8 protein-coding genes, 1 tRNA gene, 2 rRNA genes and 1 riboswitch are annotated in these 8803 nt (G+C 44.2%); all 11 genes read left to right on the top strand.

Annotated elements, in window-relative coordinates; genetic code table 11:
* Positions 1-139 (top strand): 23S ribosomal RNA (locus BM243_RS14325); the annotation flags it as partial.
* A 75-nt stretch (positions 140-214) separates the two neighbouring features.
* Positions 215-332: ribosomal RNA gene (gene rrf, locus BM243_RS14320) — 5S ribosomal RNA — on the top strand.
* A 7-nt stretch (positions 333-339) separates the two neighbouring features.
* A tRNA-Asn gene (locus tag BM243_RS14315) sits at positions 340-414 on the top strand.
* Between the two features lie 210 nt (positions 415-624).
* The gene (locus BM243_RS14310) at positions 625-1020 is read left to right on the top strand and encodes a secondary thiamine-phosphate synthase enzyme YjbQ (protein WP_074913186.1); all 396 of its coding nucleotides are present in this window, start codon (positions 625-627) and stop codon (positions 1018-1020) included.
* A gap of 15 nt (positions 1021-1035) precedes the next feature.
* Positions 1036-2196: an iron-containing alcohol dehydrogenase gene (locus BM243_RS14305; protein WP_074913183.1), complete on the top strand. Its 1161-nt coding sequence runs from the start codon at positions 1036-1038 to the stop codon at positions 2194-2196.
* Positions 2197-2566: 370 nt separating this feature from the next.
* Positions 2567-2737, top strand: a riboswitch (Lysine riboswitch).
* A 74-nt stretch (positions 2738-2811) separates the two neighbouring features.
* Positions 2812-3201, top strand: coding sequence for a 3-aminobutyryl-CoA ammonia lyase (locus BM243_RS14300; RefSeq protein ID WP_074913180.1), 390 nt, complete (start codon positions 2812-2814; stop codon positions 3199-3201).
* Positions 3201-4022, top strand: coding sequence for a 3-keto-5-aminohexanoate cleavage enzyme (locus BM243_RS14295; protein WP_074913178.1), 822 nt, complete (start codon positions 3201-3203; stop codon positions 4020-4022). The genes BM243_RS14300 and BM243_RS14295 overlap by 1 nt, the downstream gene beginning before the upstream one ends.
* Before the next feature lie 21 nt (positions 4023-4043).
* Positions 4044-5087, top strand: coding sequence for an L-erythro-3,5-diaminohexanoate dehydrogenase (locus BM243_RS14290; RefSeq protein ID WP_074913176.1), 1044 nt, complete (start codon positions 4044-4046; stop codon positions 5085-5087).
* Between the two features lie 24 nt (positions 5088-5111).
* Complete coding sequence (gene ablA / locus BM243_RS14285) at positions 5112-6365, top strand: lysine 2,3-aminomutase (RefSeq protein ID WP_242943575.1); 1254 nt, start codon at positions 5112-5114, stop codon at positions 6363-6365.
* Positions 6334-7380 carry a lysine 5,6-aminomutase reactivase subunit KamB gene (locus BM243_RS14280; protein WP_143093603.1) on the top strand — a complete coding sequence of 349 codons (1047 nt, stop codon included), beginning with the start codon at positions 6334-6336 and terminating at the stop codon, positions 7378-7380. Before ablA ends, BM243_RS14280 begins: the two co-directional genes overlap by 32 nt.
* Positions 7367-8800 carry a lysine 5,6-aminomutase reactivase ATPase KamC gene (locus BM243_RS14275; protein ID WP_074913171.1) on the top strand — a complete coding sequence of 478 codons (1434 nt, stop codon included), beginning with the start codon at positions 7367-7369 and terminating at the stop codon, positions 8798-8800. Before BM243_RS14280 ends, BM243_RS14275 begins: the two co-directional genes overlap by 14 nt.
* Positions 8801-8803: the final 3 nt, after the last annotated feature.

Raw genomic sequence — 8803 nt, 5'->3', positions numbered from 1 at the left:
GTGAAGCCTACCCTAAGATAAGATTTCCCATGACGTAAGTCAGTAAGATCCCTTGAAGAACACGAGGTTGATAGGTGAGAGGTGTAAGTGCAGTAATGTATTCAGCTTACTCATACTAATAGATCGAGGGCTTAATCAAAAAAAAGAACAACTTAAATTCTTTACAGTCTCTGTATGCAGTTTTGAAAGATGCAGATCTTTCTAAAACCACATATCTGGTGTCTATATCTCTGAGGGTTACACCCGTTCCCATTCCGAACACGACGGTTAAGCCTCAAGGAGCCCATGATACTGCAGGGGAAGCCCTGTGGGAAAGTAGGTCGTCGCCAGATGTATTATTCCGCGATAGCTCAATGGTGGAGCACTCGGCTGTTAACCGATAGGCTGGAGGTTCGAGTCCTCTTCGCGGAGCCATTAGTCCTCAGTTTATACTGAGGACTTTTTTGCGTGTAAAAATAAATAAATGAAACAGATCAGTGAGGTTGTGAGTACGTGCCGAAGGTAATTGTTCTTAAATTATTTACGACATTCCAGAAGAACGTTATCCATGAAAGATAACAATAGTGGTATTATGGGGATGAAGGTGAAATGTAAATAAATACAAATTAAAGTTGGAGGACAATTATGGAAAAATTAAAAGTAGCATCTCGTGGCAGAACCGATATGATAGACATTACTCATGAGATTCAAGAGACTGTAAGGAAGAGTGGAGTGAAGTCTGGAATATGCTTGCTGTTCGTACCTCATACAACAGGTGCAGTGACCATAACAGAGTTCTCTGATCCCAATCTCATGCATGACATTCTAAAGTCCGTCAATGATCTGATCCCTTTTGAAAATCAGTACACCCATGAAGAAGGGAATGCGGCAGCGCACATCAAATCCAGTCTGTTCAATTTCTCGCTGGAAATGATCATCGATGAGGGAGAACTGGTTATTGGTGGATACCAGGGAATATTCTTCTGTGAGTTTGATGGTCCTAGGAATAGACAGGTACTTGTAAAAATCATGGAAGGCTGAAGGTGATAAAGTAATATGAATAAATTTGAGTTTATGACATCGGATAGAATTCTCTTTGAAAAAAATGGATTGAAAAATATTGGAAAGCTTGCAAAGCCATTCGGGAAGAAAGCGCTCGTTGTAACCGGAGGCAGAGCAGAGAATGCGGCCAGTATTGAAGAATACTTAAAGAATGAGGGCATAGAGTCTGCGAGATTTCAGGTTTATACTGAACCTAGCCTGGATACCATGAAAGTCGGGCTGGATCTTGCCAGAAGTGAAAAGTGTGATATGGTCATTGCCTGTGGTGGAGGCAGCGCCATTGATGCGGGAAAAATCATTGCAGCTATGATGACAAATGAGGGAGAAATCCTCTCTTATGTAGAAGTGATTGGTGAAGGCAAGAGCCTAAAGAGTCCATCTGCACCTTGTATTGCTGTTCCAACTACAGCAGGAACCGGAGCTGAAGTAACAAAAAATGCTGTGATCAGTTCAGATCTTCATAAGGTTAAGGTAAGTTTGCGCAGTCCATATATGTACCCGAATCTGGTGCTTCTTGATCCCATTCTTACCATGAGCATGCCTCAATCCGTTACGGCAAGCACGGGGCTTGATGCCCTGACACAGGTGATAGAGCCGTTTGTGTCACACTTATCCAACCCTATGACAGATGCATTTTGTAAAGAAGGGATGAGACTGGCCGCGCGTTCTTTAAGAAAAGCCTTTGACAGAGGAGAGGATATTGATGCAAGGGAAGAGATGCTTCTCGTAAGCCTCTTTGGTGGGATAGCCTTGGCCAATGCAAAACTTGGTGTTGTACATGGGTTTGCTGGGGTCATCGGAGGAATGTATGGAATTCCCCACGGTATTGTATGTGCAGGCCTTTTGCCCTACTCTTTTGAAACCAACGTGAAAGCGCTGGAAGAACGGGAAAAGGACAACAGAGCTTTAGAAAGATATAAAGAGATTTCAGAAATTTTAACTGGAGACCGTAATGCATCCATCGAGGATGGAATGAACTGGGTTATGGATCTTTGTAACCATCTTTCCATCCCAAAGTTCAAGGACCTTGGTATGAAGAAAGAGGATTTTCCCGAAATCATTGAAAAGTCCATGGGGGCAAGCAGCATGAAAGGAAATCCGATAGTGCTGACAAAAGATGAACTGGAAGAGATGCTCACCAGTGCTTTTCAGTAGTGTTATGAAGTGACAGTTTTAGGGGATTCTATCAGACATTTTTTGTTGCAAAGATTGTTAAGAGGAAACAAACCAATGCTTTGATGCAGTTCCAATGAAAGATATACCAAGATAGCGGCAGATGTGACTTCATCTGCCGTTTCTGTTTAAATCAATTGAAGTAAAGTGAAATTCTTTGTATATCAAAAGAAAAGTGTTCTTTCTACATGAAAAGTGATGAAAGAATCTGTACATTACAGCTGTTTTTTCAATATAGCTGCCATAAAAATAACAGATAAATAAATTCATCTGAATAAAATGACTATATATTGATTTTTTAAACGATTACAGATTATAATGAATAAGTAACTGCATAGTGAATAAAGACGACCTTTCAAATAGAGGAGCGGTCTGAAGGTAATGGCAAAGTATGAAGCCCTTCTTTTGCCATGAATAGCAGATTGCCGAAGGAAGACAGAAGAGGGCCTATTCTGTATTTCCTGGTGAAAAGGCACAAAGCCTATCACTGTCATGTAGAACTACATGGAGCGCTATTTATGTTTATAAGAAACATAAAAGTGCTTTTTTTTATTGGTCTTTTTTCAGCAGAAATCAGATTTTTAAGGAGGAAGGAACATGGAAGCAGTGATCCGTATGAGAATGAGTGCCCATGATGCACACTATGGGGGAGGACTGGTGGATGGAGCCAAAATGCTGATGCTTTTTGGTGATGTGGCAACAGAACTTCTCATCAGAAGAGATGGGGATGAGGGACTCTTCAGAGCCTACGAAAAAGTGGAGTTTCTTGCACCGGTCTATTCCGGTGACTATATAGAAGCAGTGGGAAGAATTGTTTCTGAAGGCAGAACCTCAAGAAAGATGGAGTTTGAAGCCAGAAAAGTGATTGTGCCAAGACCTGAGATCAGTGAGTCTGCCTGTGAAGTTCTTTCTGAACCCATTGTTGTCTGCAGAGCGGTGGGAACTTGCGTCACTCCCATTGAGAAACAAAGAGGAGTGAATGAATAATGGAGAAGCTCATCATCACAGCGGCCATTTGCGGTGCGGAAGTAACAAAAGAGCATAATCCCAATGTTCCGTATACAGTAGAAGAAATCAGGGAAGAAGCCCGAAAAGCCTATGAAGCAGGAGCTTCAATCATACATCTTCATGTTCGTGAGGATGATGGCACCCCTACCCAGAGCAAAGCAAGATATCAGGTTTGCATGGAAGCGATACGTCAAGTGTGTCCAGATGTGATCATTCAGCCAAGCACCGGTGGTGCGGTAGGCATGACTGCAGATGAGAGGCTTCAGCCCTTGGAGCTTCACCCAGAAATGGCGACTCTTGATTGCGGAACACTGAATTTTGGTGGCGATGAGATCTTTGTGAATACAGAGAATATGATCAAAGAGTTTGGTCAGAGAATGATTGAAAGAGGAATCAAGCCGGAGTGTGAGGTGTTTGACAAGAGCATGATCGATATGGCGCTGCGGCTCTCGAAGAAAGGATTCATAAAGGAGCCTCTTCATTTCAATCTGGTTATGGGCGTCAATGGTGGTATATCAGGAGAACCAAGAGATCTTCTATATCTTACAGAATCCCTGCCGAAAAATGCCACATTCACTGTTTCAGGCATCGGTAGACATCAGCTGTCATTAAATACCATGGCCATCCTCTTAGGAGGGCATGTTCGTGTAGGGTTTGAAGACAACATCTACCTGAGAAAAGGGGAACTGGCTGAATCCAGTGCGGATTTTGTGAAGAGGATTGTCGATCTTTCAGTAATTCTAGGCAGAGAGATTGCCACACCAAAAGACGCAAGAAGAATACTAGGGCTGACGAAGTAAATGGAAGTGGGGGAGAAGGCTATGACAAACAAAGCTGGATGCAAGTTCGGAACACACCGGGTATTGGAGCCACAGGGGGTTCTACCGCAGGCTGCAAGAAGGATAGACAATAGTATGGAGATTTATGACAATGAGATTCTCATTGATGTGATGGCTCTTAATATTGATTCTGCAAGTTTCACGCAGATAGAGCGGGAAGCGGAGCATGATGTGGAGAAGATTTCAGCAAAGATACAGGAAATTGTTTCCGATCGAGGAAAAATGCAAAATCCTGTGACAGGCTCAGGAGGAATGCTCATTGGACGTATAGAGAAAATAGGAAAAGACCTTAAGGGGAAGATTGCATTAAAGGAAGGAGACAAGATTGCAACACTGGTTTCCTTATCGCTGACGCCTCTGAAGATTGATGAGATTCTTGCCATTCAGCCAGAGATTGACCGGGTGGAAATCAAGGGGAAAGCAATCCTCTTTGAATCAGGAATCTATGCGAAGCTGCCAGAAGATATGGGGGAAAATCTGGCTTTAGCAGCACTAGATGTAGCCGGTGCGCCTGCTCAGGTAGCTAAAATGGTGAAGCCAGGTGATTCTGTACTCATTCTTGGAGCCAGCGGAAAATCCGGGATGATGTGTGCCTATGAGGCCATGAAGAGAGTGGGACCCACAGGAAATGTGGTCTGTTCAGATCTTCGTGAAGAAGCACTGGATATACTGAGAAAAAACAGGTTCTGTCATAAAGCCTTTGCATCGGATGCCACAAAACCCGTGGAGGTTTTGAACAAAGCACTGGCCCACAATGATGGGAAAGAATACGACATCTCGATCAATGTGGTGAATGTAGAAAACACAGAAATGAGCACCATTTTACCGGTACGGGACGGAGGGATTGTGTATTTCTTCTCCATGGCCACCAGCTTCACCAAAGCAGCACTGGGGGCTGAGGGGGTAGGCAAAGACGTGACAATGATGGTTGGAAATGGGTATACAAAAGGGCATGCGGAAATTACACTTCAGGAGCTGAGAGAATCAGAAGCGCTGAGAAAAATTTTTGAACAGCTATACGTGTAGGGAATGAGTACAAGGGGGAGTATCATGAATAAATTTGCAGAGATGAACAGAAAAGAAATGTTTCCGGACGTGCCGGATGAAAAATGGAACAGCTGGCTCTGGCAAGTTCAGAATAGAATTGAAACGGTAGATGAACTGAAAAGATATCTGCCGCTGACTGTGGAAGAAGAAGCGGGGGCGCTAAAAGCCACAAAGACACTCAGAATGGCCATCACACCGTACTATTTGACGCTGATGGATAAAGAGAACCATCTGGATCCTGTTCGTCTTCAGGCGGTACCTTCCGCCATGGAAATACTGAACTCAAAAGCAGATCTCCTGGATCCGCTTCACGAGGATGAGGACTCACCTGTACCAGGGCTGACGCACAGATATCCGGACCGTGTGCTCCTTCTGATCACGGACCAATGCTCCATGTACTGCAGACACTGCACCAGAAGAAGATTTGCAGGACAGACCGACAATGCCATGAGCAATTCCAGAATTGATGCAGCCATCGATTATATCAGAAGAACACCAGAAGTGAGAGATGTGCTCCTATCAGGAGGAGATGCGCTTCTCATGAGTGATATCAGACTGGAAGCCATCATCAAGAAGCTCAGAGAAATCCCCCACGTGGATATCATCAGAATCGGAACCAGAGTGCCTGTGGTGATGCCACAGAGAATTACGGATGATCTGGTCAATATGCTGAAAAAATATCATCCGATCTGGCTGAACACCCATTTCAATCATCCGTCAGAAATCACAGAGGAGTCCAAAGCGGCCTGCGAACGCATGGCCAATGCTGGAATTCCGCTTGGAAATCAGTCCGTCCTTCTGAGGGGGATCAATGACTGCGTGCACGTGATGAAAGATCTTGTTCATGGACTTGTACGGATGAGAGTACGTCCCTACTATATTTATCAGTGCGATCTCTCCATGGGACTGGAGCATTTTAGAACACCCGTATCCAAAGGCATAGAAATTATTGAAGGTCTTCGCGGTCATACCTCCGGATTCAGTGTACCGACCTTTGTGGTGGATGCCCCTGGTGGAGGTGGAAAGATTCCTGTCATGCCCAACTATGTCATCAGCCAAGGAGTTCATAAAGTTGTTCTTAGAAATTTTGAAGGAGTCATCACCACTTATACGGAACCGGATCACTATGAAGAGTCCTGCCAGTGTGAGGTCTGTAAAGGGGAGAAGAGGGTGGAGAATATTGGCCTTTCCGCACTTTTAGAAGGAGATCAGATGAGTATTGGAAATGCCGAGGTTCTTAGGAAGGCTAGAAGCTGACATGAAAGACCTCTTTGAGAAGTCCTCCCTGTCCATCATAGGGCTTGGAAAAAATACGGGAAAGACTTCTTTCCTCAATGAACTCCTTGAGGAAGCAAGAATCCATGCTAAGGACAAGGTTCTGGCCATAACTTCCATTGGCAGAGACGGGGAAGAGAAGGATCTGGTGACAAGTTCCAAGAAACCACGGATTTATGTTTATGAAGGTACCCTTATTGCAACCAGTACAGAGCTTCTAGGCCGCTGTGATATTACCATGGAGATTTTGGAAGTGCTGCCTTTATACAGTGCCTTGGGCAGAATTATTCTGCTCAGGGCTCTTTCCGATGGATTTGTGGAAATTGCAGGTCCTTCCAGAAAAAAAGATCTGTCACTACTGGAATGTGCTGTTAGAAGGATTGAACCACAGGCGGTATTCCTTGTGGATGGGGCACTGTCGAGAATGTCCTTCGCCACTTCTACCGAAGGCACAGTACTATGCACAGGCGTCAATATCAGCAGAGATCCACAGAAGGTGCTGGAAAAAACAGTGGATGCTGTCTATGGGCTAACCATGAAAAAGACAGAAAGATGTTTACCCATGGAGAAATGTCGAGCATTTATCTGCAACGGCGAGTGGGAAAAGGTTGACGGTTACCTGGCCATGGAACTCGGACAAGAGATTTTGGAGAAATTTACAGAAAAAACAGAAGCAGTTTTTTTGAAAGGAGCTGTTACGGACAGTCTTCTTGCTAAGCTGCTCTCAGAAGCTTTATTCAGTAGTGTGGAACTGATCCTGGAAGACCCTACCAAGCTTCTGGTCAGTCATGAGATGCTTGAAAAACTGAATCTCAGAAAAATCACTGTTACCGCAGAACAGACTGTGTCAGTGGAGCGGATTCTTTTTAATCCCTATGAGACTTCAGGGCTGGAGATACCTTCAGAAGAACTGATGCAGCTCATCGGAAAAGAAACCGCTTTGCCAGTGGTATCTCTGAAGGATCTGCAAAGGAGGAGAAGAAATGAAGAAGCATAAAGAAATGGAAGGATTCTCCTTTGTGATGGGACTCATCGATACGGTCAGTCCTTTTGGCACCCAGAAGAAAAGGAATCTTAAAGTTTACGATGCTCAGGAAGAGCTATCCAAAGAGCTGAAAAAAACAAAAGAGTTCTCGGTGAAAGTCGTCGAACTGGAAGAGACTTGTGAAAAGCTCCTTTCTTATCTGAGGGAGCTGAAAGATATCAAAGCTTTGGTGGATGCTGCGTCAAAGAATCAGGTGCTGACTGTGGTGGATCTTTTCGAACTGAAGTATTTTCTTCAGAGAATGCATAAAGTAGAGGCTTTGTGGAAGGTATTTGAGGAAGAGGATCTTCTTCCTGTAAGACTCCCACATCTCACAAAGCTGCTGGATCCCAAGGGAGAAAACCTAAGTACTTTTTATATTTATGAGGAGTATGATGAGAGACTCCGATGGGTCCGGGAAGAAAAAAGAGCCATGGAAAAGAGAATCCGTCAGGTGAAAAGCGAAGAAGAAAAGAATGCACTTCTCCTGGAAAGAAGAGTTCTGCTCCAAAAAGAAGAAGAAGCCGAGTATCAAGTGAGAAAAGAGCTCTCTAGAGCTGTTTCAAAAGAAGCCGATAAGCTGTATCATTCGATGGAAGTTCTTGGGCAGATGGATTTTCTTCTGGCAAAGGCAAGGGTTGCAAAGCAATATGGGTGCGCACTGCCGAAGCTCAGCAGCAGCATTCCGATGACCATGCAGGGAGCCTGGCATCCGTATTTTCAGCATCTACTGGAAAAACGCGGAAAGAAAATGACGAAGATATCCATTGAACTGAAACCTGGAAGCACTGCACTCACAGGAGCGAATATGGGTGGAAAAAGCATGGCTTTAAAAACCATCCATCTCAATGCTGTTCTGGTGAAATATGGACTTCTGCCTTTTGCAGAAGAGATGTCCTGTCCCTTTTTCAGGGAAGTGCACCTTCTTCACGATGATCAGGAAGAAGTGCGTCAAGGACTGTCTTCTTTTGGTGGAGAGGTGCTGAAAATAGGCGAAATCCTGAGCTCTCTTTCTGAGATGCCTTCCTTGATCATTTTGGATGAGCCTGCCAGAGGAACAAACCCAGTGGAAGGAACAGCCATTGTAGGGGGACTTCTCAATCATTTCAAGAACAGGCACCATTTTCTTCTGGTGGCCACACATTTTGATTTGCACGAACTGATGGGAATCTATAGATATCAGGTAAAGGGACTCAAAGAGCATTCTTTTGGGGAAGGCATCCATAAAAGTGTGGATAACAGTCATGTTCTTGTGGACAGACTGCAGGAAAAAATGGATTATTCATTGGAAAAATGGGATGGATCTAAAGCCACAGGAGATGCAGTGAGAATTGCGGAATACCTGGGATTTACGGAGGAACTGACAAAAGAAATACGCAAATTACTGGAGTAAGGG

This window comes from Proteiniclasticum ruminis, assembly GCF_900115135.1.
Classification (GTDB): domain Bacteria; phylum Bacillota; class Clostridia; order Clostridiales; family Clostridiaceae; genus Proteiniclasticum; species Proteiniclasticum ruminis_A.
The sequence above is the reverse complement of the archived record's forward strand: the minus strand, read 5'-3'. Positions and strand labels throughout refer to the sequence as shown.

Excerpts from the sequence above, each read along its gene's own strand:
- BM243_RS14310 (WP_074913186.1), top strand. The coding sequence starts at position 625 with ATGGAAAAATTAAAAGTAGCATCTCGTGGCAGAACCGATATGATAGAC.
- BM243_RS14305 (WP_074913183.1), top strand. The coding sequence starts at position 1,036 with ATGAATAAATTTGAGTTTATGACATCGGATAGAATTCTCTTTGAAAAA.
- BM243_RS14300 (WP_074913180.1), top strand. The coding sequence starts at position 2,812 with ATGGAAGCAGTGATCCGTATGAGAATGAGTGCCCATGATGCACACTAT.
- BM243_RS14295 (WP_074913178.1), top strand. The coding sequence starts at position 3,201 with ATGGAGAAGCTCATCATCACAGCGGCCATTTGCGGTGCGGAAGTAACA.
- BM243_RS14290 (WP_074913176.1), top strand. The coding sequence starts at position 4,044 with ATGACAAACAAAGCTGGATGCAAGTTCGGAACACACCGGGTATTGGAG.
- ablA (WP_242943575.1), top strand. The coding sequence starts at position 5,112 with ATGAATAAATTTGCAGAGATGAACAGAAAAGAAATGTTTCCGGACGTG.
- BM243_RS14280 (WP_143093603.1), top strand. The coding sequence starts at position 6,334 with ATGCCGAGGTTCTTAGGAAGGCTAGAAGCTGACATGAAAGACCTCTTT.
- BM243_RS14275 (WP_074913171.1), top strand. The coding sequence starts at position 7,367 with ATGAAGAAGCATAAAGAAATGGAAGGATTCTCCTTTGTGATGGGACTC.